Genomic DNA, 24,876 nt, shown 5'->3' with positions numbered 1-24,876 from the left:
GCCCAAAAGCGCCTCGCACTGTTGGGCGAAATGCATTAGACAGTTCCAATCAGCATGAAGCGCGTATAATTTTTTGTCGGCAGTTCGCCGGAGAACCGCACCTCCCGTAGCGCCGCCATTGCTTCGAAGGCCGCCAGCGAAGCCACGCAGTTGACGTGCGTCGGCTCGCTGAAATAATCGTTCGATTGCAGCAGAACATTCGTGCCCCGCGGAAGCAGAGCAAGCCAGGCGCGCAGATCGGCTATGTGTTCGCAGCTCGTATTGACCGTCAGGTCGGGACGCCCGGCCGCATAGTCGAGTGCATACATATCTGCCGTCAACGCCCGGAACCGGTCGCCGGCTTCCCGATTGAGGGTCAGGGCGACCGGCGCGACTTCGGGATCGATGTCGATGCTGTCGACCGCCGCGATGTCGAAGCGGGCATCGCTGAAAAGCATTGCCGGCAGTACGCCGTACCATCCACCCAGAACCCATATGCGCCCGAACCGGCCGCCGCAGCTTTCGAACAGCCTATCGAGCGCCCACATCTTGCAGGCGACCTGCTTGTGGTTGAAGGCGTTGGCGATATCGGCCTTCGGGTGCTTGGCGATGACGCGCGCCAGCCCTGCCACGAGAGGGCTTTTGACATAGGCCGCAATTCCTCGGGTGAGGTCCAAGGCTTGCTCGTGCCCGTCCATGCCGGCATTGCGTGGTTGCGTGACATCCATCATATTCGCCTTGTATGTTGGGATTTCGGGCGACACAACGCAATCTTGCTGAGCGCAGCACTACTTCCGTGCACTGCAGCTTCGAGCTTGTCATTGGCGACGAAGAAATTGCCGATACGCCATTCGCCAGCAGGTGCTTTTGCATCCATCCTTCCAACTGAGGTCCACAGTCGCATATGGAACCCAGCCTAGCCCGCTATATCTGGACGCACACCAAGAAGCAGCAGGTCTGGATATTGCTGATCGTCGTGATCTCGATGATCCCGTATTTCATGTCCTTCAACCTGCCGAAGCTGATCGTCAACGGCCCGATCCAAGGCCGCGGCTTCGAGCAACCCGGCGCGACCCTGCCATTCATGAGGTTGCACTATAACCTGCCGTTTATTGGCGAGGTCCTGTTCTTCTCCGGTTTTCAGCTCGGCCGCAAGGCGACGCTGCTTGCCCTGAGCATTGTGTTCCTCTTGCTGGTCGTCATCAACGGCCTGTTCAAACTCTACATCAACACCTACAAGGGCCGTCTCGGCGAACGCATGCTGCGGCGTATCCGCTTCGATCTTGTCGATCGTGTGCTGCGGTTTCCGCCGATTTACTTCAAGCGGGTGAAATCCGCCGAAGTGGCGACCATGGTGAAGGACGAGGTGGAGCCCTTGGGCGGCTTCATCGGCGATGCCTTCCTGCAGCCGGTGCTGCTCGGCGGCCAGGCGCTGACGGCCATGCTGTTCATCATGGTCCAGAACGTCTGGCTCGGAATGATAGCGGTCGTGATCGTGGTGATCCAGATCGTGCTCATCCCGCGAATGCGGCGGCGGCTACTCGTGCTCGGGCGCCAACGGCAATTGACGGCGCGCGCGCTTTCGGGCCGTGTTGGCGAAATCGTCGATGGCATCGGCGCGGTTCACGTCCACGATACGTCAAACTACGAGCGCGCCGACATAGCTGCCCGGCTCGGGCTCATTTTCAAGATCCGCTTCGATCTTTACCAATGGAAATTCATGGTAAAGTTCCTCAACAATTTTCTCGCGCAGCTCACGCCCTTTCTGTTCTACATGATCGGCGGGTATCTGGTCATCGGCGGCCGGCTGGACGTCGGCCAACTCGTGGCCGTGATCGGCGCCTACAAGGACTTGCCCGGACCGATGAAGGAACTGATCGACTGGGATCAGGATCGGCAGGATGTCCAGGTCAAATATCAGCAGGTCGTTGAACAGTTCACCGTGGAGGGTCTCATTGCGCCTACAATCGGGGCGTTGGCGATCGACGATCCCGATCCGATGACCGCCCCCCTGTCGGCAATCGGTCTGTCCATAGCAGACGATGGCGGTGCGATCCTTCTCAACCGTGTCTCCCTCCAGGTCAAGCCGGGTGAGACGGTAGCGCTGGTCAGCACCGCAACAGGCGGAGCCGAAGCGCTTGCAGAAGCCTTTGCGCGGCTGAACTGGCCCGACAGCGGAAGGATCGTTTCGGGCACCGACGACCTGCTTGAACTCCCCGAAGCGGTGACCGGACGTCGCATGTCGTATGCCTCGTCGGATGTTTTCCTGTTCCAGGCAAGCCTCCGCGATAACTTGCTCTACGGGTTGAAACATGCGCCGCTGACACCGGTGACTTATGACGGTGCAGCGGCAGACCAGCACCGCTGGAACATCGAAGAGGCGCGCCGGTCCGGCAATCCGGATCTTGATATCCGCAGCGACTGGATCAACTATGCTTCCGCCGGCGCCACCGGCCCGCACGACCTCTTTGAAGCCGTGCGCCGGGTGCTCGACGCGGTTATTCTGTCGCGCGACATTCTGGACCTTGGCTTGCGCTCTTCGGCCGACCTCAAGCGTCACACGGAACTTGCCAGGCGGATCGTCGAACTGCGTGCGGCGTTGCGAACCCGGCTTGAACAGGAAGGGCTGAGCGGACTAGTGGTTCCTTTCGAACCGGGCGCCTACAACAAGGAAGCGACGATCGGCCAGAACCTGCTCTTCGGCGCTGCGGCCGGCCCTGAACTGGCGGATAGGGCGCTGGCGGCCAACCCCTATTTTGCTTCTGTGCTCAATGAAGCCGGTCTCGACCGCACGCTCTACGAAATGGGCATGGAAATCGCCGAACAGGCGATCGAGCTGTTCGCCGACCTGCCAGCCGATCACCAGTTCTTCCAGCAGCTCGCCTTCATGAGCGCCGAGGAGATACCGGCCTACGAAACATTGCTGCAACGGCTCAAGAACCGTCCCTACGAGGCGGTTTCGGAGACCGACCGCGCCATGATCGTTAGCTTGAGCTTTGCCTATATCGAGCCCCGGCACCGCTTCGGCCTGCTGAGCGATGAGCTGATGAGCAAGATCGTCACTGCCCGCAACCGGTTCTATGAAAACCTGCCGACCGAGCTGCATGACGCGATCGAACGGTATGATCCGGGCAAATACATCGCCGCGGCTACTGTCATGGATAATGTGCTGTTCGGGCGTGTGGGCAACAACCACCCCGACGCGCCGGACCGCATACGCTCCATCCTCTATGACCTTCTTGACGAGCTGGGGCTTTATGGCGAACTTCTCAATGTCGGCCTGGATTTCAACGTCGGCGCCGGCGGCAGGCGGCTGACCGGTGGACAGCGACAGAAGCTCGACGTTGCCCGAGCGCTGCTCAAGCGTCCCGATTTTCTCATTCTCAACCGGCCGCTGTCGGCGCTCGATCAACGCATGCAAGATAAGGTGTTGCGGAACGTTCTCGAGGAAGCCAGACGCGACGGCCATTCGCCGGCAATTGTCTGGGTGGTGACGAATCCGTCCATGGCGATGATGTTCGATCGCGTCATCGTGTTCGACTCGGGTGAATTGGTGGAAGACGGAACACACGAGACACTTTTGGCAGGCAACGGTGTCTTCAAGGAACTGGTGTCGTAGAGCGACGTCCCGGATACGGAACCAATTCCATCTGGGCGCGCGTTGCTCTAGTCTGGCAAACGCGAATTTTGAGGTTTGCGACAATGCTGCTCAAGGATGAAGTTGGAATGCTGCAACGCGTTCCCTTGTTTTCTGGCATTGAGTTGACAAAGCTCAAACTGCTTGCGTTCACCTCCGACCGCGTGAGCTACGGCGCCGGCCAGATCCTTTTCCGGCAGGGCGACGAGGGAGATGCCGCCTATGTCATCCTTTCAGGCAAAGCAGATATTCTGGTTGATTCCGATAGAGGGCCGTTAAAAGTAGCCGAGATGGCGCCAAATTCGATTGTTGGGGAGATCGCCATACTGTGCAACAGCTCGCGCACAGCCACCGTCAGAGCGGCAAGTCAGCTGGAAGTCTTGAGAATCCGCAAGGATCATTTCCTGAGGCTTATGAAGGAGTCCCCGGAAATGACCATCGAGATATTGCGGGTTCTTGCCGATCGCCTAAGCCACACCACCGCCGATCTTATCGATGCTAGAAGTGCCAAATAGCCAATGAGATGCGGTCGACGCTCCCCGTCAGTATAGCGCAGCCTCTGGCTGAGGGGGTCACTGGAGGAAACCGGTCTGGTCTCCTCAAATTTCGGGCGGAAAACGGTTCACACTTTTCCCTGGAATTGCTCTAGCGGCAGTTGTTTAGCTACGATGAGCGACGGGAACTGCGAAGGGGCTACCATGGACGACGACGTTTTCCTGGTCAGGTTTTGGGGCGTGCGCGGCAGCATTGCGGTATCCGGGCCGGAATTCGTTCGCTATGGCGGCAACACAAGCTGCATTGAGATGCGATGCGGCAAGCATACGCTTCTATTCGACGCGGGCTCTGGCCTGCGGCCTGCCGGCAGGGCGTTTCAGGCGGCGGATGTGACCGATTTCGACCTGCTTTTCACTCATTGCCATTACGATCACATCATCGGGCTGCCGGCTTTTGCGCCGATCTTTGACCCGAGCGTCAAGCTTACCGTTTGGTCCGGGCATCTTGCAGGACGCATGACGACCCGACAGATGGTCGATGAGTTCATCCGGCCGCCGTGGTTTCCGGTGAAAATGGACGTCTGCAAGGCAAAGCTCGACTGCCGCGATTTCGTGTCCGGAGACGTGCTTCGGCCGCGCGAAGGGGTGGTGGTTCGGACCGGCAGCCTTACCCATCCGGGCGGCTGCATAGGCTACCGGGTCGAATGGGGCGGCCGCGTCGTGGCGGTGATCACGGACACCGAGCACGAGACGGGCAAACTCGATCAGTCGGTGCTCGGCCTGATCGACGATGCCGACCTCGTCATTTACGATTGCACCTATACCGAGAAGGAGATGGAACGCCGCCGCGGTAACGGCCACTCGACATGGCAACAGGGCGTCAAGCTCTGTGAGGCGGCCGGTGCGCGGGGGCTCGCGCTGTTTCACCACGATCCAGCACGCACCGACGAGCAACTGGACGAGATGGAGAAACTGGCCAAGGACAGGTTTGCCGGCGCGTTTGCCGCGCGGGATGGCCAGACCCTCGAATTTCCAGTCTCATCGCATAAAAAGCGCTGAGCTATTTCTTCTACCGGCGCTGCGCGCGGTCAATGTCCTGATCGGAAGCCATGCGCAGGCTTCAGTCCGTGTGGTGACTGCGAACAGCCGTTCGAGGAAAAGCCACGCCGATTCATCATGTACGAGATGATGGGTGAGCAGGCCGACCGGTTCGTCGTCGAATGCATGCTGCAAGTGCGCGATGATAGCCTGAACCAATAGGCCGTGATCGCGGCAGCCGCGTGTGCCATGCCAATCCATGATGTCGACATTGCTGTTGATGACCGCCAGTGGAGCCGGCTTCGGCGGCCCATAGACCGACAATGCCGCAAATCCTATCGATCCAAGGTCGGATACCAGGCCGGCGTCGATCCTGTTCCAGGGGGGCACCAGCATCGGAACGGCACGTGCGCCGTGCAGGCCGGTTACGTGCGCCAGCCCGCGAGCCAGATCATCGAGCACCGCCTCGCGTGGCCGATGCGGGCCGAGCTCCTGCTTTTTCTGGTCCTCGGGCGCGTGATTTCGGTGCTCCCAGCCATGGCTGGCGACCGTGGCATGCGGCGCCTCGTCAAGCCGGGCGACAAGCTTCTCATCAGTGAGGGCCGGAATGACGGCCAGAGTGACCGGAACCGCGAATTCACCGGTGAGATCGAGCAGCCGATCAAGCGCAGGCGTCGGATCCACGGCATCATCGTCGCGCAGCCAGAACTCTGCCTTACGACCGGCCCGCTGCCGGCCCGCCAGTTCTTCCACCAAGGGCTGCCAGATCCGATCGGACGATGTCATGAAACCGAAACCTTCGGAAGAAGTTCGGCCAGACGCGCCGCTGCAACGCCGAGGGAACGTTCTTCAAGGATGAAACGTCTGGCTTCTGCAGCCATGATGATTCTTTCGTCGTTACGGGCCAGAAGCCTTTCAATGGCAGAAGCGAACGCCGCCACATCGCGCGGCGGGGTGAGAAACCCGGTCTGGCCGTCTCGCACGACTTCCGGCACGCCGGCGATGTCCTGAGCCACCACCGGAAGGCCGGCGGCCTGTGCTTCAAGATAGGCAACGCCATAGGCCTCGCCGTAACCCGGCCAGACGTAAATTCCTCCACCATAGAGGACATCCGGCACGGCGGCTGGCTCAATCGCGCCGAGCCATTCGATACGGTCGGCGGCAAAGCCGGCAAATTGCGCCTTGACCTCGTCACGGGCAGGCCCGTCGCCGACAACCGACATGGTCCAGGGCAGGTGGCCGATCAGACCGAGAGCTTGCGCCAGCATGCGATAGCTTTCAACTTTGTCGCCCGGGCGCATCATGGCAACGGCAACGAGGCGCGTCGGACAACCTCGTGCCGGCAGTTCATGGAAGACCGATGTGTCGATAAAGGGCGACAGCATATCAAGAGCGACCTCGGGTATCGCATCTGCTAGACCCTGACGATCCCTTTGCGTGAAGCAGATGTTCAGCGCCGCCTGTTCGACCGCTTGCACCACCAACGCTTGTGTATCAGCCCAAAAACCGGCATTGCGCCGCCTCGAATAGGAGGCTTCCGCCGTCACATATGGGACAGCAAAGGTCGACGCCAGCCCGGGCCCGATCAGGTCGGGCGCTTTGTAATAGGGATGATAGCAGAACCATAGATCGGGCTTGCCGTCACGATCCCAAAGCCTGGTCAGTCGCGCGGCTTCCTCTCGGGCCTCTATCTTGAGCGCATCGAAACTTTTCGGCTCCGGTTCGCGTAGATAGAAGCGCAATTCGGATGCCAGTTCGACGCTGTGTCCTCCATGTTCCAGCGCCTTGACCAGCGTGCGTGCCATCTGGCGGTCGCCGGAGGCAACGGAATGATTGGGTGATTTCAGCGGCGCGTAGAAGGCAATTCGCATTCCGCGACCCTATCATCGGAAAGCATGCGCAAGTCAATTTCGAAGCATCATCGACTTTACCTTCAAGCAGTGGAATGTGCTATCTGATGCTCATGGAAACAGCTGCCGCGTCGGACCCGTTTGTCGCTTCTCTGCCGGTCTTCGCAAAGTTCGAAAGCGTTGCCGATATCGACAACTATCGGCCTCTCCCCGATGGCTGGGCGCTGGCCACCGCCGACATTGTCGGCTCGACAAAGGCGATCGAGACTGGACGCTATAAAACAGTCAATATGGCTGGCGCCAGTGTCATTTCGGCCCTGCTCAATGCGCTGGGTCGGCAAGATCTTCCCTTTGTCTTCGGCGGCGACGGGGCGCTCGTCGCATTTCCCGGCTCGGCGGTGGAGACCACCCGCAACGCGCTGGCGGCTGTCCAGAGATGGGTGGCGGACGAACTGGACCTAACCCTGCGTGCCGCAATCGTGCCGATAAAGGATATTCGAGCGCAAGGCCTCGACGTTCGCGTGGCAAGGTTCCAAGCATCCGATGCGGTCTTCTATGCCATGTTCGCCGGCGGTGGCGGCAGTTGGGCGGAAGCCGAGATGAAAGCGGGGCGCTACCGCATCGATCCTGCTCCGGCCGGCGCACGGCCGGATCTGACCGGCCTCTCCTGCCGCTGGAACCCGATCGAAACCCGGCATGGCGAAATCGTCTCGATCATAGCCATACCGGGGGCGTCGCGCGACCTGCGCGGTTTTCAGTTTCTGGCATCCGACATCATCACCCTTGCCGGCAGGCAGGAACGCGATGGCCACCCTGTGCCGGTGAACGGGCCGGATTACAGCTTGCTGCCCGCCGGCCTCGATATCGAGGCGCGGGCCACGGCGCCGGCAGGACGGCGGTGGCTGTCGAAGCTGTGGATAGTGTTCCTGATGACGCTTACGGCCGTCACCGATAGATACGGCTGGACGATCGGCAGTTTCGATCCGAAGATCTACAAACGCGACGTGGCCAGCAATTCGGATTTCCGGAAATTCGACGACGGCTTGAAGATGACCATCGACGTTGACGCTGATGTGTTGCAACGGATCGAGAACCGGCTGAAACAGGCGGAAGAGGCGGGCATCTGCAACTATGGCCTGCACCGCCAGAAATCGGCCTTGATGACATGCCTCGTCGCCTCGCCGCTGCAGCGCGATCACGTTCATTTCATAGATGGTGCCGCCGGCGGCTATGCGATGGCTGCCGCAACCTTGAAGGCAAAGTTGCCGGTCTGATGACGGCTTGCGAGAATCCATTTTCCGCAATATGCCTCGGCCATGGTTCCTGGGACCATGGTAAGCCGCGCCTGGCAGCGGCCAGGCTATCCGAATTAACGGGAAAGCAGATTTTTGGACGCTTCACGATCGGCATATGACCGTCTGCTGAACCGTATCTCGACGCACGCCGCGCAGGTCGGCGTGATTGGATTGGGCTATGTCGGGTTGCCGCTGGCAATTGCGGTCGCACGCGCCGGCTTCCCGGTTTTCGGCTTCGACATCGAAGCCCAGAAGGTCGAGAGCCTGAACAACGGCCAATCCTACATTGAGGCGGTGACGTCGACAGCCCTTGCCGGCCACGTGGCGAGTGGACGGTTCCGCGCCACGGCGGATTTTGCCGAACTGTCCGTCTGCGATATCATCATCATCTGCGTTCCGACACCGCTGACGAAAAACCGTGAGCCGGACCTCTCCTTTGTCAGGAACACGACTGGCGTCATCGCAAAACATCTGCGTCTCGGCCACCTCATCGTGCTGGAATCTACCACCTATCCCGGCACAACCGACGACGTCATCAAGCCCATACTGGAAGAAACCGGCTTGCAGTCGAAGATAGACTTCTTCCTCGGCTTCTCGCCCGAACGCGAGGATCCCGGCAACCGCAACTTTGAAGTCGCGACGATCCCCAAAGTCGTGGCAGGTGACGGCATTGAAGCGGCGACCCTCGTGCAGGCTTTCTACCAAGGCGTGGTCAAAACCGTCGTTCCGGTTTCCAGCACGGCGACCGCCGAGGCAGTCAAGCTGACGGAAAACATCTTCCGTTCGGTCAACATAGCGCTCGTCAACGAATTGAAGGTCGTGCTCGGCGCGATGGGCATCGACATCTGGGAGGTGATCGAGGCGGCCAAGAGCAAGCCCTTCGGCTACATGCCTTTCTATCCTGGCCCCGGATTGGGCGGGCACTGCGTTCCGATCGATCCCTTCTACCTGACGTGGAAGGCGCGCGAGTATGAACTGCCGACCCGCTTCATCGAGCTGGCGGCAGAGATCAACACCGCTATGCCGCGTCATGTGGTCGATGAACTGGCGAAAGCGTTGGACCGGCGCTGCGGCAAGGCGCTCAGCCGCTCGCGCATTCTCATCATCGGGCTCGCCTACAAGAAGAATGTGCCCGACATCCGCGAAAGCCCCTCATTGCGGCTCATTGAACTCATCGAGGAATGGGGCGGCAAGGCGGAATTCCACGATCCGCATGTTCCCGAGATCCCGACCACACGAGAGCATATGGCGATCAAGGGGCGCCGCTCGGTCGAATTGACCGAGGCGGCCTTGAAGGATTTCGATGCTGTCGTCGTTGCAACCGACCATGACGCGATCGACTATCAGACAATCGCTGATCACGCCGTTCTGATCGTCGACACACGCAATGTTTTTGGCCGTCTCGGGCTGCTCCGAGAGACGGTGGTGAAGGCCTGACGACGTCCCAGCCGGCAAATTTTTTGCCCGATGTCAGGATCGAGATTGCACTCCGGCCGCAGCTTCGCCACATAACGCCACAAGACATGACTGCAGTTAAGCCTGTTCCTTGGTTGCAAGGACAGTCATTCGGGTAATTCCTTCGCCGTTCTGCCGCCGAAGCCGACCCCGTTGACTTTGGGCATCTTTGGCTCGCCGGCGGACTGTGTTATGGCGGATCGAAGGATAATCGCTCCGTCTTCGACGGGTTTCGAGGTAGTATGAGCACGGCGCAAGCAGAAATTTCCACAATTCTCATGGATAAGGTTGCCGACTGGCTGACTCAGTCGGCGCTGGCCGGCAATGAGCTGGAAACATTGGTAAAGGGGTTTTGCGAACGGCTGGCTGCTGCCGGCCTGCCGTTGAAGCGGGTGCATTTGAGCTTTTCGATGCTTCATCCGCTTTATGACGCGCTTGGCTTCACCTGGATTCGCGGCCAAGGCATGGAAGTGGAAGGCTTCCGCAAAAAGGACGGCGTTCATTCTGACAGGTTCCTGACCAGCCCATACTACTATCTGCTCAGCAACAAGCTCGACCATCTGCGGCGTCGGCTCGACCCGTCGGTCCCGTCGGAATTTCCTGTTTTCGATGAACTCAGGCTTATGGGCGTGACCGATTACATGGCTTTCGTCCATCCATTCAACGGCAATACCAGTCAGGGCATGATCGGGTCCTGGTCCACCGACAGTGCTTCAGGTTTCAGCGAGAGCATGATTTCGGCGCTGCTGCGTATCCAAAACCATCTCGCCATCGCAACCAAAATGGCGGTGCTCACCAAGTTGGCCGACAACATGATGACCACTTATCTCGGCGGCGACGCCGGCAGACGCGTGCTGGACGGCCAGATCAAGCGCGGCGAGGGCGACACAATCCGGGCCGCACTGGTCATGGCCGATATGCGCGGGTCTACAAGGCTTGCCGAAACTTCCGGCCGCGAAATCTACATCGATACGCTGAACCAGTTTTTCGATGCCATTGCTACACCTTTCAATCGCAAAGGCGGGCAGATCATGAGTTTCATAGGTGATGGCTTCATTGCCGTCTACCCTTGCGAAAGACATCGCTCGCATTCCGAGACCGCCTGCCAGTCTGCTCTGGCGGCAGCGCACAAGGCCACTGCGCGCATGGTGGATCTCAATCTGCGAAGGAAGGAAAAGGGGTTGTCCGACATAAAATTTGGCATCGGCCTGCATGTCGGCAACGTGATGTTCGGCAATGTCGGGCTTACCGACCGGCTCACATTCTCTGTCTTCGGCTCGGCTGTAAACGAGGTCCAGCGCCTCCAGACCCTGACCAAGAAATATCCGCACCGCGTTCTCGCCAGCAAAGACTTCGCCAGCTATTGCGGCGCCAGCAGCTGGCTGACGCTCGGCAGCGAGGAACTGGCGGGGATCAAGCAGAAGCTGACGGTGCTTTCACCCGATCTGTCGGGCGCTCTCGCACTCGATGAAGACGGTGCGCTGGAGCCGATTTACGACCGGAGATCGGAGGCCGAGCAGGTCATGCTGCTTCATCGCGATGCCGCACGGCAGTCGGCGGGCGACCCGAGGAAGCTCCAGTAGCCCACCCCAATCTGATACGAACGCCTTTGGTAAGCAGTCCGGTCGCCGGATTCGCCGCTGGCGGCCGTTTCGAATCCAAGTTGCTCTAGGCTGGCAATGCGCTAGTCTCGCTTTCTGGGTCTGCCGCCCGGGCAGGCCGGCAGGAGTGGGGCTGGTGTGAGAATGAATTCGGGCGTTGATCTACTACGGGTCGAAGATCTTGGCATCTCTTTTGCCATTATCGGGGGACCGTTGCACGCCGTCAGGCGTGCAAATCTTCGCGTCCTTCCCGGCAAGGTTACCGCGCTTGTGGGCGAGTCCGGTTCCGGAAAATCGGTTCTTAGCCAGGCAGTGATGGGCATTTTGCCGAACACAGCCCATGTTCGTGGCCGTATCCTATTTTCCGATCCTGAAAAGCCCGGCACGACACAGGATATCCTGCAGATGCCGCGTGATGGACCCGAAATCCGGGCGTTGAGGGGCAGCCGCATCGGCAAGATCTTTCAGGAGCCGATGATATCGCTTTCGCCGCTGCACACGATCGGCAACCAGGTCAGCGAATCCCTGCAGATTCATACGCCCATGGCTCGGGCGGAGCGCAAGGCGCGGACCGAGGAAATGCTCAGCCTAGTCGGCTTTCCCAATCCCAAGCGCGCCTATGACATGTATCCGTTTGAACTTTCGGGGGGATTGCGTCAGCGCGCCATGATCGCCATGGCGCTTATCTGCCGGCCCGCCCTGTTGATTGCCGACGAGCCGACGACGGCGTTGGATGTCACCATCCAGGCGCAGATCCTGCAATTGCTGCGCGGGCTTCAGACCAAGCTGAATATGGCGATGCTGCTGATCACCCACGATCTCGGCGTGGTCGCCAATGTCGCCGATGAGGTGGTCGTCATCTATCATGGTGAGATCATGGAAGCGGGACCTGTCGAGGCGATATTCCGCCGGCCAGGTCACCCTTACCTGAAGGGCCTGATGGCAGCCGTTCCGCATTTCGACCTGAAGCCTGGTGAACGGCTAAAGGCGCTGCGCGAGGTGCCGGTGAATGTCGAGAACCTGCTTGGCAAACAGACGGCGCCGGCATCGAAGGGGCCGCACGACATCCTGCTATCGGTCAGGGACCTTACAAAAACCTTCACCATCCGCAAGTCGGGATGGTTCGGCGGCGATCATCAAACGTCTGTTCGCGCGGTGGACGGCGTGAGCTTCGATATCATGCGGGGTGAGTGCCTGGGTCTGGTCGGCGAAAGCGGCTCCGGCAAAACTACCGTCAGCAAGATGCTCATGCGAGCTGTCACGCCTAGCGGCGGCTCTGTGATCTTCAATGGCCGCGATGGACCGATCGACGTATTGGGAGGCGACAGAGACGCCCTGCGCCTGCTGCGCGCGAAAATCCAGATGGTCTTTCAGGATCCGGTTTCGTCGCTTTCACCTCGCATGACGGTGGAAAACATCTTGAGCGAGCCGCTGGAAATCCATCAACGTGGCAATGCCGCGTCCCGACTAGCCACCGTCAAGAGCCTGATGCAGGCAATCGGGCTCGATCCGCGCTTCATCAAGCGTTATCCTCACAGTTTCTCCGGCGGGCAGCGTCAGCGTATCGGCATCGCGCGCGCGTTAGCCCTGGGGCCAGAACTCCTGATCTGCGACGAGCCGGTTTCGGCGCTCGATGTCTCTGTCCAGGCGCAGATCCTAAACCTCCTGAAGGACCTGCAGAAGGAACTGGGCCTGACCTACCTGTTCATATCCCACAATCTGGCGGTGGTGGACTACATGGCGGACCGCATCGCGGTGATGTGCGGCGGGCGTATCGTCGAGCTTGCGCCGCGCGAAATTCTGCTCAGGAAACCGGTCCACCCCTACACGCGCTCACTGGTCGCCGCAGTGCCGTTTCCCGATCTCGACAGGCCGATGGATTTCAAGACGCTGAAGCTCGGCGGCGCTTCCGACGCCAGCGCATGGGGACCTCAATTCCACGACGAGGGCGAAGAGGATGTGCTGTCGCCGATCGATCTTGGCGGCGGCCACCTCGTGCTGGCCCGACGTTCGGCCGATGTCAGTGAGTTGCGCCATTGATCAGCCGTCGCACCCTCCTTGGACTCATGGCTTCGGCACTTCTGCCGGGCACGTCGCGCGCTGGCGATCTGGAGCCGGATTTTCTTCAGCCGCAGCTGAAAGCCAGGGCTCTGCCGGCACTCGCAGAGCGCCTGCCCAAGAGCCCGCGCGCGTTGAACCTCGCTGCGATGGGCCGGCAACCCGGCCAGTATGGCGGCACGCTGCGTACCATCATCGGCAGCCAGAAAGATATCCGGATGATGACGATCTACGGATATGCCCGCCTGGTCGGCTATGACGAAAAGCTTAAAATGCAACCCGATATCCTCGAAAGTTTCGAGGTGGCGCATGATCGCGTCTTCACGTTCAAGATTCGGGAAGGGCATAAATGGTCCGATGGCAGCCTGCTGACGCCGGAGGATTTTCGCTATTGCTGGGAAGATGTCTGGCTGAATGATGAGCTTTCGCAAGGCGGGCTCGCCCCTGCCCTGCTGGCGGACGGCAAGCCGCCACGTTTCGAGATCGTCGATCCGTTGACTGTCCGCTATAGTTGGGAGGCGCCCAATCCCGACTTCCTGCCCAAGCTTGCCGCTGCTTCGCCGACACCGCTTGTTTTGCCGGCCGCCTATCTCAAGCAGTTCCACAAGAAATACCAGGATCCATTCCGGCTCGCCGGCCTGATGAAGGAGAACCGGGTCCAGAAATGGACGCTCCTGCATATCCGCATGTCGCGGCAGTATCGCCCGGAGAACCCGGAACTGCCCACGCTCGATCCCTGGCAGAACCGGACCAAGCCGCCGGCTGAGCAGTTCATCTTCGAGCGAAACCCGTTCTTTCATAGAATAGACGAGAATGGCCGGCAACTGCCCTATGTCGACCGGATTGTCATGAATGTCAGCTCGTCGGCGATCATTTCCGCCAAGACCGGTGCGGGTGAGAGCGATCTGCAAAGCATGGGAATTGACTTCGCCGATTACTCTTTTCTGAAGGATGCGGAGAAGCGTTACCCCGTGAAGATGCATCTCTGGAAACGCACACAGGGTTCGCGGCTGGCGCTGTTGCCCAATCTGAATTGTGGCGACCAGGTGTGGCGTAGCCTTTTTCGTGACGTGCGCGTGCGCCGCGCACTTTCCCTCGCTGTGGACAGGCGCGAGATCAATTTGGCTGTATTCTACGGATTGGCGCAGGAAAGCGCCGATACGGTCCTGCCGGAGAGCCCGCTCTACCGGCCGGAATTCGCGAAGGCATGGATCGCCCATGATCCCGACCAGGCCAACGCCCTGCTCGACGAGGTCGGGCTTCAAGCGCGCGACGATGATGGCCTGCGGGTACTTCCCGATGGACGCCCGGCGCAGATCATAGTGGAAACGGCCGGCGAAAGCACGCTGGAAACCGACGCGCTCGAACTCATCACCGATCACTGGCGCCAGATCGGCATCGCCCTGTTCGTCCGGACTTCGCAGCGCGACATCTTCCGCAGCCGCGCGCTTGGCGGCCAGATCATGATGTCGATGTGGTCGGGCATCGACAATGGCGTGCCGACCTCCGACATGAATCCGTACCAGTTGGCCCCCACCATCGACGACCAGTTGCAATGGCCGCTCTGGGGCACTTACTATCTGTCCCATGGCACGATGGGTGAGGCGCCCGATCTTCCCCCTGTGGTCGAGTTGATGGCTTTGCTCAAGCGCTGGAACGCATCGACCGAGTCCGCGGAGCGCGCCGAGATCTGGAATTCGATGCTGTCGATCTACACCGATCAGGTGTTTTCGATCGGCACGGTGAACGGAACGCATCAGCCGGTTCTGGTGTCCTCACGGCTGCGCAATCTGCCTGACAAGGCGCTCTACGGCTATGACCCGACCGCCTATTTCGGAGTCTACATGCCGGATACATTCTGGCTTGGAGAGTCCTGAGCGTGTTTCGATATATTGTCTGGCGCATCGCTGTGATGGTTCCGACGCTGCTGATCATATCGGCGCTGGTGTTCACGATCATCGAACTTCCCCCAGGCGATTATTTCGACAGCTATGTTTCCGAGCTTCGGGCTCAGGGCGAAGCGGTGGATTCCGATCGCATCCAAATGATGCGGAAGGAATATGGTTTCGACCAGCCGCCGGTCATTCGCTACTTCTACTGGGTCGGCGGGATGCTGCACGGCGATTTCGGCTATTCCTTCGAGTATGAGCTGCCGGTTCGCGACGTCGTCGGGGACCGAATGTGGCTGACCGTGCTGGTTTCCTTCGTCACGATCATCTTCACCTGGCTCATCGCCTTTCCCATCGGCATGTACTCCGCCACGCATCAATACAGTTGGGGCGACTATGGCCTTACGCTCTTCGGCCTTCTCGGCCTTGCCATTCCGAATTTTATGCTGGCACTGATCCTGATGTATTTCGCCAATATCTGGTTCGGCACCTCCATCGGCCATCTCATGGACCCGCAATATCTCAGTGAGCCGATGAGCTGGGCCAAGGCGAAGTCGATCCTCGCCCATCTGTGGATCCCGGTCTTGATCATCGGCACCGGCGGCACGGCAAGCATGATCCGGCGGCTGCGCGCCAATCTGCTCGATGAGCTTCACAAGCAATATGTCGTGACCGCGCGCGCCAAAGGCCTTCATCCCTTCAGGGCGCTCGTCAAATATCCGCTGCGCATGGCGCTCAATTTCTTTATTTCCGACATCGGCTCCATCCTGCCGGCCATCATCTCCGGTGCCGAAATCACGGCGATAGTGCTGTCTTTGGAAACGACCGGACCGATGCTGATCAAGGCGCTGCAAAGCCAGGACATGTATCTGGCGGGCTCGTTCCTGATGTTCCTCGCCTTCCTGACGGTCATCGGCGTCCTGATTTCCGACCTGGCGCTGGCGCTGCTTGATCCACGAATTCGTTTGCAGGGCGGCAGCACCAAATGAACAAGGAATCGCCCCTGCCCGCTCCGGGTGCCCCACTGCAACACTTCGTTTCCATCGCACCCTTTGACCTGCAATCGATCGAGGCGATGACGGCGGAGCAGTCGAAGGTCTTTCAGGCGTCGCAGTTGCGGCTGATGTGGTGGAAATTCCGACGGCACCGGCTTGCCCTTGTATCCGGCATATTTCTGGCAGCGCTCTATTTCGGGATACTGATCTGCGAGTTCCTGGCGCCCTACAATCTGCACACGCGCAACATGGACTACATCTATTCGCCGCCGCAGCGGGTACACCTGTTCCATAACGGCCAGCTTGTCGGGCCGTTCGTCTATGGTCGCCAGATGACGCTGGATATGGACACACTCAAGCGGAACTACATCGACAAACAGGATGATGTTCAGCGGATTCGTTTCTTCTGCAAGGGCGACAGTTACCGGTTCTGGGGCCTGGTCGAAGGTGACTGGCATTTTGTCTGTCCTGCCGAAAACGGCCAGCTCTTTCTGGCCGGCACCGACAGGCTGGGGCGCGATGTGCTCTCGCGTATCATCTATGGCGCACGCATTTCACTGACAATCGGCCTTGTCGGCATCAGTTTCAGCTTCCTGCTCGGCATTGTCATAGGCGGACTGGCTGGCTATCACGGCGGTATCTTCGACCTGATCGTTCAACGCATAATCGAAGTTCTGCAATCGATCCCCAGCATTCCGCTATGGCTGGCTCTGGCGGCGATCATGCCGATAACTTGGAGCCCAATCCTGATCTATTTCGGCATCACCGTCATCCTCGGGCTGCTCCACTGGACCGGACTGGCGCGGGCCGTGCGTTCAAAGCTTCTGGCCTTGCGCGAGGAGGATTACGTTCTGGCGGCGCAATTGATGGGCGCCAGCAGCAGCCGCATTATCCGTCGGCACCTCATCCCCGGCTTCATGTCACATTTGATCGCGACGGCGACGATCTCCATACCCGGCATGATCCTGGGCGAGACGGCGCTGAGCTTCCTTGGGCTGGGCCTGAGGCCACCGACAACCAGCTGGGGCATCCTGCTAACCGAGGCGCGCAGCGTCAGCGTGATCGCGTTCTATCCATGGCTGCTTTTGCCGATGCTCCCCGTCGTTCTCGTCATCTTGGCGTTCAACTTCCTCGGCGACGGCTTGCGGGACGCCGCAGACCCCTACAAGTGAGATCGCTATTTCGCCGCGCGCCGGGCCGCCGGCTCCACCCGGTATGGTCCCTGCCGGCCGCCCGTACGGCTATTGCAGTGTTCATCGTCCGCCCGTATATGTGCCGACACGCAATCGAGATTAGCGCCTCGCCTTCGGGATGCACTCGTGAACAATTCTTCGCGGGCATTGCCGATCTCTTGATCTGGTTCAGGACACACAAAAGCATATGAGTCGTCTCGAGAATTTCATCAGCAGGATGACCGCACAGCGTGACATTCTCGATCACGTCTGCCCCGAGGTGGCGAAGATGGAGGGGCTTGTGCTCGAGTTCGGCCTCGGCAATGGCCGGACGTTCCACCATCTGCGCGAGCGCCTGCCCGGGCGTCGGATCGTGGTGTTCGACCGCGAAGTCGGCGCACACACCAGCTCAATTCCCGAAGCTGAAAACCTCGTGCTCGGCGAAATACGCGAGACGGCCCGCAGGTTCATTGGCATCGAAGCCGCCCTTGTTCATGCCGACATCGGCACCGGCTATGATGATCGCGATGCAGTGACCGCTACCTGGCTTCCCGATCTGATTGCGAGCCTGCTTCGCGTCGGCGGCTTCGCGGTCAGTGGCACGCCGCTCGATCACCCGCTGCTGCAACGCCTTCCGGCGCCGACGTCGGAGCCTGCCGATCGTTATTTCCTCTGTAAGCGCTTGTGAGCGGCCGAGAGCGCCTCACGGAAACGCTGCTCCAGCTCCTTGTTTTAACGCGATCGCCAAGCGAAATCGTAGCCATTCTCGCGGGAAACCATTTCACGCTTGTCCAGGAATTGCTCTGAAATTCCTCAGGGGATTGTATATACCGCGATCTCCCGCTCAATGCCGCGCAGCGAGACTTCGTGAGGCACGGGCGTCAGCGCGTTCCTGCGCAACAGATCGGCGGTGAGATTGTCGTCGACCACCGCGCGGGTGGCGAAGATCGCCTGTGCGTTGGCCAGGTTCTGGACCCGTGAAGCAATGTTGACCGTCTGGCCAAAATAGTCCTGCCGCTCGTTCATGGACACGGCGATGCAAGGGCCGGCATGGACTCCGATCTTGAGCAGCAGGTCCTCGCGGCCGCTCTTTCCATTGAGCCCACGCATGGCATCGCGCATCCTGAGGGCCGCGGCCACCGCACGATCAGGTGTCGCGAAGGTCGCCATCACCGCATCGCCGATCGTCTTCACCACCGCGCCCGCCTCGGCCGCGACGATCTCGTGCAGCACCTGGAAATGCTCGCGCACCAGATCGAAGGCTGACAGATCGCCCACCCGCTCGTAAAGCTCGGTCGATCCGCGCAGGTCGGTGAACAGGAAGGTCAGACTGGTGATCTTCAGCCGCTGGTTGATATCGAGCGTGTCCGTGCGATAGAGATCGCGAAACGTCTGGTTGGTGAGCAAGCGCTTGGCGGTCAGGAAGGGCCGGCGCTTGCCCAGGAAATCATGCAATGCGTGGCCGGCGATGAAGACCGTCGGCAGCACGCGGGTGTCGGTCCTGTTTTCCAGGGAAATGCGCAAAGGGCCTGGTTGCATCTCCAACGTCTGGTTCTGGACATGGTCGCGGTCGAAAACCAAAGAGAGGCTTCGGCGCTCCTTTGTTGGTTCGCCCTTAGCATCGATGAACTGCGCTGAATGCGTGACCGGCTCGAACACGATGACGAATTCAGGCGGAAGCTGTATGGGCAGAACCGCCTTTTCACCGGGCGCAAGCTCGATATCCTCCAGGGAGAACGCTTCCATCTTCTCCGCCAAATCCTCTTCCGGCAGATCGGCGCCGGACGCCAAGTAGATCTGGCGGAAATATTCCACCAACGGCAGTTCGTGTGGAGTGTGGGCGGCAATCTTGCGTATGCGTGGACTGACGGTGAATGTCACCTCGACCATCTCGTCGAGGGTTGGCGAATAGCCGTCGGAGCACAGCGCGCAGGTGTATTCGTCCTTCTGCATGGTTTTCAGCGTGGCGTTGGTGTCGAGCACGCCGCCGCAGCCGGGGCACAGAACATTCCAGGAGATGTCGAAGATGCCCACCCGCGCCGCATGCAGAAAGGCGCTGATGGTGCGTTCCTCGTCGATGCCATTCTTGCTGGCGAAGGCCAGCGCATTGATGCGGCAAAGCTCGCGGTCCTTGCCCTCGGCGATGGTTCGCCGGATCGCATCGATTGCCTGCGGATCGAGATCGGTCGATTGCCGCAGAAGTGAGAACAGATCCTGAGCTTCGGTCATCGTGCAGGCTCCGGAAAATGCGCCCCGAGGCGTATTGGCCGGACCGGGCTTCGGTCCGCGCACCCCATCTTACGCCGAAAGGGATCGAACGGCCATTCGAATGGATAGATCTGATGACAGCTCAATTTGCATGCGGCGGATTTTCACCGGCCGCAAGCGGCACTATGATGGGTGCATGGCGCATTCATCTTTGGGGCTTTCTCCCGTGCCGACACCCGACAACCCGCCATTTCCCGCGGCGTTGCGGCTTTTCTCGGCAGGGGTCATTATCGTCCTGATCGTCGGCGCCGGCCTGTTTTTCGCGCCTGCGCTGGTCAAGCCGCGCTGGCCTTGGCCCGTCACGCCATTCAGTGCCCGCTTTCTCGGCGGCTTCTACACCGCCGAAATGGCGGTGATGGCGGCGCTCTTGGTCTGGAATCGCTGGTCGCCGGGCAGGCTCGTGCTGGTCATGGCTCTCATCTTCACCGTAATCGTGTCGGCGGTTTCGTTGATCAATCTCGGCTATTTCAACTTTGGGCGCAAAGCGACCTGGCTCTGGTTTCTGGTCTATCTTGGTTCGGTCGCGGTATCCGGGTTGTTCCTGTGGCGGGCAAGGGCCCGTCCGTCAGCAAAAGGCGTGACCCTAAGCCCCGCATGGCGCAGCTGCATGTTGGCGGAAACGGCGATCCTTGGGGTCTATGGCTTCGGCATGTTGCTGTTTCCCCTGATGGTCAGCAGCACCTGGCCATGGACGGTCGATCCCTTCCACGCCCAGGTCTACAGCGCCATCTTCCTCGCCGGCGCTGGCGGCACCTACCTTATTTGGAAAAGCGCGCCGCGCGAAGAATTGCTGGTGCTAGGCCTGGCGCAATTTCTGGTAGGCCTGCTTTCCATCCTTGGCCTCATCATCACCGACGGCGCGGTGCACCGGATCGACTGGACGGCGGCCGCTACATTGGGCTGGCTCGCCCTTTTCGGCTGGATCGGCATCAGCGGCGCCTTCAAACTCTACACCGCCTCCCGGTATTTTGGTTCGCAATCGGCAGCATAGGCCGCAGAGACGGCTGGATTTTCAGGTGACGTCCGGTGCATCGTGCGGGGCCGATACATTTCGCCAGGAAGCCATGACCAGCACGACCTCGCCATCCGAGAAGATCCAGCCGCAGCTCCGGGCCATCCGGCGAAGCGATGCGGAGGCGCTTTGCGCGATCTTCAACATGCCGGGCTTCCGCTGGGGCACGCTCAGGATGCCCTTCGAGACGGTGGATCAGGTGGAGCGGCGCATCGCCAAGTCCGGCCAGGAAACCACCTGGATCGTCGCCGAATTGGACGGCAAGGTCGTCGGCCATGGCAGCCTGGTCGTGCAAAGCTCGCCGCGCCGTTCACATATCGGCGAAATCAATATCGGCCTAGACGATGGCTTTGTCGGCAAAGGTATCGGCTCTGCCATCCTTGGCGCGCTGCTTGACGTGGCCGACAACTGGCGCGCCCTGAAGCGGGTCGAATTGAGCGTCTATGTCGACAACGAACCGGCCATCCACCTCTACACCAGCCACGGCTTTGAGGTCGAAGGCCGGCATGTGAAGGCCGGTTTTACCGACGGCCAGTACCGCGACCTCCTGAGTATGGCCCGGCTGCGGTTCTAAGATCCGCTTTTATCAACGCTGCTGGCGACACGAGCGCGGTCGACAGCAGGTATCCTCGGAGTGCCGGGACAGCGACAACACGCAATCTGAGGCTCATTGCATCGTCCCCTACAACCCAGTTTATGGCGTTGACGTAGACAATTCGTGCCGGATCCGCTCTCACTTGGCGTTTGCCCCGCAAGCGGCTAGACGGGACCGATGACCGACGTCTTTGATCCAACCCCTGCGCCTCCGGCGGAAATTCTGGCTGTACTGTCGCTGCTCTGCCCGGAAGTCGTGTGTGACATAGAGCAGAACTGGAATGCTTCGGTTTCCGACTACGCCCGCCATCTGTGGCGGCCGGTCGCAAAGCCTGTGTCGGGCCCGGCGATCGCTGCCCGCTCGATGCTGCGCGAAGTCCTGCATCAGCGCCTCGGTGCAATTATGCAGCCCGAGGAGATCGGCAAAGCCCTCGACGAGTTCGAGTACAAACCGGTGATCCAGTCCGGTCTGCACTGCCTGCTTCTGATGGACCGGATCACCTTCGATGCCCTCCTGTTCGCCTGGCTCGGCGCGGTCGAAAACGAGCTGTCAGCCTTCGTCGGCTTCATGGGAACGACGATGACCATGGAGACAATTGGCCGGGAGGGGCCCGGATGGCTCGATGTCGGCGACGACAAGGTCAACCTGTTTGGCATGGGGCGCCACAAGTTGTGCCGCAAAAGCGCCTGCGCGGCCGGTCCAGTCACCCTCAACAAGCGCGCGCTCGAAGCGGTGGGCGATGAAACGGATGCCAGCCGCTGGCTAGGTACACTGCTTGCCCGCCAGGATAAGGTCTTTGGAACCGCCGCCGATGCCATGACAGCGCTCAACGAGGATCTGGTCGCCAATTGGGATCGCTCCGGCATGGCCCTACCGGTTTTCATCGATGATCGGCTCGCCGCGGCTGCCATGGCGCGGCATCTACAACATGACGGCAGTCTTATTTCCAGGCTGCTCATGGAACCCGCAAGACGCCGGCGTCTCGAACATGCCTTGCAAGAGGCCGCATCGGGCCCATTCGGCAGGTTCCTCCCCAATGCCACGGACTATTTCTGGGGCATCCGCGAGGAGCGCGTGCGCAAGCTCGTTCTTGAGAACGGGAACCTGATCGAGCTTGACAAGCCGCATGGTCTGTCCATCCCGTTCGAGCGGCCACATCTCAAGCAGGCGCTGCTTGACGGCGTGCTGCTGCCGAACTTGTTCCTGACGTTCCTCGTTCTCGCCATCTTGCCGCGGGTCCGGGTTGTCGGCGGCCTGAGACAGATTGGCTATGTAGCGCTTTTCCACTCGATCCTCCTAGCTGCGTTGGACGAAACCACACCGGAAGAGCGTGATCTGGTTGCGGAGCTGCAGGTAAGGGAAAATGCTTGGGGCACCCGGGTCATCGATGAAAAGATTTCAGTCCGCGAGCAGCTTGCCCGCCTACCGGAAGGGGCGCTCTTCGCGGACCTGCTCCGGCAATACCGTTCGCGGACATTTGCCGAGGCCACCGACAACCTGAAACTGATTCGCGAAAACGCGCGATGGCGCAAGATCGGTCAAGCCTACAGCGTCTGATCCGGCCGCATGGCCTCACCTGTCATTGCTCTATACCGGCCTTGCGGAGCCCCTCCACCATGAGTTCGAAATCGGCAGGGTTCTTGTAGGGCAGGACTTTGCGACGGTATTCCAGCGAATAGTCGGGATTGACGCGAAGCACCTCCTGCCATGCCGCCTGAGCCTCGGCGAAACGGCCCAGATGGCCGTAGCTGGCGGCCAGAAGTGCCCGCGAGACGTCGGTGACAGCGTTGCGAGCCAGCCGCTGCATCAAGAAGTCAGCGGCCTCTTCGTACCTTCCAAGTTGAAACAAAGCCAAAGCCTGAAAGTGGAGAAGCACATCCGGGAAATATGGATTCAAGATTTTCCCCCGGGCAAAACTCTCGAGGGCGTCTTCGGATCTGCCCGAATAGTACAACGCCTCGCCGAGGGCAACGTGCGCTTCGGAGAAGTTCGGATTGAGGACTAGCGCGCGCTCGGCCTCGTCGATGGCCCCATCGTGTCGCCGTGTGTACAGCATGACAATAGCAAGCGCCCAGTGCGCCCAGGGATCGCTGCCGTCCAGCATTACCGCTCGCGTTGCGGCCTCTTCCGCTTGCGCCATCGATTCGGGGGGCGACGCACCCCACCGGTTCAGGTAATCGATGCCGTGGGTAAGGGCCAGGAATGCGTGGGCAGAGGCAAATTTCGGGTCCAGTTCGATGGCACGTTGCAAGAGGTTGCGAGCCGCGACGTTCGTCTCCCTCGTCAGCCGGTGCCACAGCTCCCTGCCCCGCAGGAAATAGTCATACGCCTCCGTATTGCGCGGGTACTCGGGCGCCAGCCGCTGCCGATCACCCGCGGTCAGATTAAGCGACAGCGCGCCGACGATCTGTTGCGTCACGTCGTCCTGCACGGCGAATATGTCGGTCAGGTCGCGATCGAACCGCTCCGCCCAAAGATGGCCGCCCGAGGTTGCGTCGATAAGCTGCGCGGTGATGCGCACCCGGTTCCCCGACTTGCGTACGCTACCCTCAAGAACATACCGCACGCCGAGTTTCGTGCCCACCTCCTGCACACGGACGTTCTGGCCCTTGAAGGTGAACGACGAATTGCGTGCGATGACGAAGAGCTGCGACAGTTTGGACAGGGCCGTGATGACATCCTCGGAGATGCCGTCGGCGAAGTAGTCCTGTTCGGCATCACCGCTCATGTTGGCGAACGGCAGCACGGCGATCGACAGCTTCGGCGGCACTGCCGTAGCCGGCCGGCTAGTAGCGCTTTCCGGGATCGCGGTCCCGGCGCTGCCAACTTGTAGCGAATAGACTCGGATCGGCTCGGCGATGTTCTTGAGCTGTGTGCTGCCGAGATCGCTGACGGAGAGGTCGAGCCTGGCCTTGACCTGGCGATAGGCATCCTCGGACAGGCAGATGGCGCCGGCCGCCGCGAGTCCCTCCAAACGCGAAGCGATGTTGACGCCGTCGCCCATCAGGTCGCCGTCGCTTTCTTCGACCACATCTCCCAGATGGATGCCGATTCTGAACTCGATACGGCGGTCTTGCGGCACGCCTGCATTGCGCTCAACCATACCATTCTGAACCTCTATGGCGCAGCGCACGGCATCCACCACACTGCGGAACTCAACCAGCGCCCCATCGCCAGTGCGCTTGATCACCCGGCCGTGGTGCACTGCAATGATCGGATCGATCAGGTCACTGCGCAGTGCCCGCAACCTCGCCAATGTACGATCTTCGTCCGCGCTCGCGAGCCGGCTATATCCGACCACATCCGCAGCTAGAATTGCGGCTAGCTTACGATTCTCGCTCAAGGGTCCGTCTCCTTATCTTCACGATAGCAGGAAGACCGAACCAAGAGGGAACTTTCGCAATCGACAGCCACGCAGATCCGAATTGGCTGCGCGCTGTCACAGGCCCCACCCGATCGCCCGATGCCCATTTGCGCTGCCGCTTGCCCATCGACGGCTATGGGTTCATGCTTGTGAATACACCGGCCGGGAAATGCG

The 24,876-nt window shown here is 60.2% G+C and carries 19 protein-coding genes; 14 read left to right on the top strand and 5 right to left on the bottom strand.

Translation table 11 applies throughout. From position 1 onward, the window contains the following. Positions 1 to 35: 35 nt before the first annotated feature. Entirely contained in the window at positions 36 to 707 is a 672-nt protein-coding gene (locus FJ434_RS17550) for a class I SAM-dependent methyltransferase (protein WP_140504453.1), read from the bottom strand. A gap of 176 nt (positions 708 to 883) precedes the next feature. Here FJ434_RS17550 and FJ434_RS17545 point away from each other — a divergent pair, with 176 nt between their 5' ends. The 3 genes from FJ434_RS17545 (at position 884) to FJ434_RS17535 (ending at position 5,169) form a co-directional block, all read left to right on the top strand. Then, complete coding sequence (locus tag FJ434_RS17545; RefSeq protein ID WP_140717519.1) at positions 884 to 3,598, top strand: ABC transporter ATP-binding protein; 2,715 nt, start codon at positions 884 to 886, stop codon at positions 3,596 to 3,598. A gap of 83 nt (positions 3,599 to 3,681) precedes the next feature. Then, complete coding sequence (locus FJ434_RS17540; protein WP_140504457.1) at positions 3,682 to 4,131, top strand: cyclic nucleotide-binding domain-containing protein; 450 nt, start codon at positions 3,682 to 3,684, stop codon at positions 4,129 to 4,131. Positions 4,132 to 4,314: 183 nt separating this feature from the next. Further along, entirely contained in the window at positions 4,315 to 5,169 is an 855-nt protein-coding gene (locus FJ434_RS17535) for an MBL fold metallo-hydrolase (protein ID WP_140748499.1), read from the top strand. Here FJ434_RS17535 and FJ434_RS17530 read toward each other — a convergent pair. Further along, a complete protein-coding gene (locus FJ434_RS17530) occupies positions 5,149 to 5,934 on the bottom strand; it encodes a polysaccharide deacetylase family protein (RefSeq protein WP_140748497.1) in 786 nt (261 codons plus the stop codon). The two genes, FJ434_RS17535 and FJ434_RS17530, sit on opposite strands and share 21 nt — an antisense overlap. Continuing rightward, positions 5,931 to 7,019 carry a glycosyltransferase family 4 protein gene (locus FJ434_RS17525; protein WP_140748494.1) on the bottom strand — a complete coding sequence of 363 codons (1,089 nt, stop codon included), beginning with the start codon at positions 7,017 to 7,019 and terminating at the stop codon, positions 5,931 to 5,933. The genes FJ434_RS17530 and FJ434_RS17525 overlap by 4 nt, the downstream gene beginning before the upstream one ends. Before the next feature lie 92 nt (positions 7,020 to 7,111). On the opposite strand from FJ434_RS17525, the gene FJ434_RS17520 reads away from it, so the two are divergent. The 8 genes from FJ434_RS17520 to FJ434_RS17485 all read left to right on the top strand — a co-directional run bounded on the left by FJ434_RS17520 (position 7,112) and on the right by FJ434_RS17485 (position 18,151). Then, the gene (locus tag FJ434_RS17520; protein ID WP_140748591.1) at positions 7,112 to 8,272 is read left to right on the top strand and encodes a DUF3095 domain-containing protein; all 1,161 of its coding nucleotides are present in this window, start codon (positions 7,112 to 7,114) and stop codon (positions 8,270 to 8,272) included. A gap of 114 nt (positions 8,273 to 8,386) precedes the next feature. After that, positions 8,387 to 9,730 carry a nucleotide sugar dehydrogenase gene (locus FJ434_RS17515; RefSeq protein ID WP_140748491.1) on the top strand — a complete coding sequence of 448 codons (1,344 nt, stop codon included), beginning with the start codon at positions 8,387 to 8,389 and terminating at the stop codon, positions 9,728 to 9,730. Between the two features lie 260 nt (positions 9,731 to 9,990). Beyond that, positions 9,991 to 11,331 (top strand): adenylate/guanylate cyclase domain-containing protein, encoded by a 1,341-nt coding sequence (locus FJ434_RS17510; protein WP_140748488.1) that lies wholly within the window; start codon positions 9,991 to 9,993, stop codon positions 11,329 to 11,331. Positions 11,332 to 11,493: 162 nt separating this feature from the next. Further along, complete coding sequence (locus tag FJ434_RS17505) at positions 11,494 to 13,389, top strand: ABC transporter ATP-binding protein (protein WP_140748485.1); 1,896 nt, start codon at positions 11,494 to 11,496, stop codon at positions 13,387 to 13,389. Then, positions 13,386 to 15,284 carry an ABC transporter substrate-binding protein gene (locus FJ434_RS17500; RefSeq protein ID WP_140748482.1) on the top strand — a complete coding sequence of 633 codons (1,899 nt, stop codon included), beginning with the start codon at positions 13,386 to 13,388 and terminating at the stop codon, positions 15,282 to 15,284. The genes FJ434_RS17505 and FJ434_RS17500 overlap by 4 nt, the downstream gene beginning before the upstream one ends. Positions 15,285 to 15,286: 2 nt before the next feature. Then, positions 15,287 to 16,285, top strand: coding sequence for an ABC transporter permease (locus tag FJ434_RS17495; RefSeq protein ID WP_140504472.1), 999 nt, complete (start codon positions 15,287 to 15,289; stop codon positions 16,283 to 16,285). Next, on the top strand, positions 16,282 to 17,463 hold the full coding sequence (locus tag FJ434_RS17490; protein ID WP_140748479.1) for an ABC transporter permease: 1,182 nt from the start codon (positions 16,282 to 16,284) through the stop codon (positions 17,461 to 17,463). The genes FJ434_RS17495 and FJ434_RS17490 overlap by 4 nt, the downstream gene beginning before the upstream one ends. A 208-nt stretch (positions 17,464 to 17,671) precedes the next feature. After that, complete coding sequence (locus FJ434_RS17485) at positions 17,672 to 18,151, top strand: class I SAM-dependent methyltransferase (protein ID WP_140504476.1); 480 nt, start codon at positions 17,672 to 17,674, stop codon at positions 18,149 to 18,151. A 125-nt stretch (positions 18,152 to 18,276) separates the two neighbouring features. Here the strand turns inward: FJ434_RS17485 and FJ434_RS17480 are convergent, their stop codons facing one another. Continuing rightward, on the bottom strand, positions 18,277 to 19,692 hold the full coding sequence (locus tag FJ434_RS17480) for an adenylate/guanylate cyclase domain-containing protein (RefSeq protein ID WP_140748476.1): 1,416 nt from the start codon (positions 19,690 to 19,692) through the stop codon (positions 18,277 to 18,279). A 34-nt stretch (positions 19,693 to 19,726) separates the two neighbouring features. On the opposite strand from FJ434_RS17480, the gene FJ434_RS17475 reads away from it, so the two are divergent. The 3 genes from FJ434_RS17475 to FJ434_RS17465 all read left to right on the top strand — a co-directional run bounded on the left by FJ434_RS17475 (position 19,727) and on the right by FJ434_RS17465 (position 22,895). Then, positions 19,727 to 20,722 (top strand): hypothetical protein, encoded by a 996-nt coding sequence (locus FJ434_RS17475; RefSeq protein ID WP_246678296.1) that lies wholly within the window; start codon positions 19,727 to 19,729, stop codon positions 20,720 to 20,722. A 73-nt stretch (positions 20,723 to 20,795) separates the two neighbouring features. Beyond that, positions 20,796 to 21,317, top strand: a complete 522-nt coding sequence (locus tag FJ434_RS17470) for a GNAT family N-acetyltransferase (RefSeq protein WP_140748473.1) — start codon at positions 20,796 to 20,798, stop codon at positions 21,315 to 21,317. A 198-nt stretch (positions 21,318 to 21,515) separates the two neighbouring features. Then, entirely contained in the window at positions 21,516 to 22,895 is a 1,380-nt protein-coding gene (locus FJ434_RS17465) for a hypothetical protein (protein ID WP_140748470.1), read from the top strand. A 22-nt stretch (positions 22,896 to 22,917) separates the two neighbouring features. Here FJ434_RS17465 and FJ434_RS17460 read toward each other — a convergent pair whose 3' ends face one another. Next, a complete protein-coding gene (locus FJ434_RS17460) occupies positions 22,918 to 24,681 on the bottom strand; it encodes an adenylate/guanylate cyclase domain-containing protein (RefSeq protein ID WP_140748467.1) in 1,764 nt (587 codons plus the stop codon). Positions 24,682 to 24,876: the final 195 nt, after the last annotated feature.

The sequence above is a fragment of the Mesorhizobium sp. B2-5-13 genome, from assembly GCF_006440535.1.
Lineage (GTDB): Bacteria > Pseudomonadota > Alphaproteobacteria > Rhizobiales > Rhizobiaceae > Mesorhizobium > Mesorhizobium salmacidum.
Note: the sequence above shows the minus strand (reverse complement) of the source record. Positions and strands in the feature narration are given on the sequence as shown.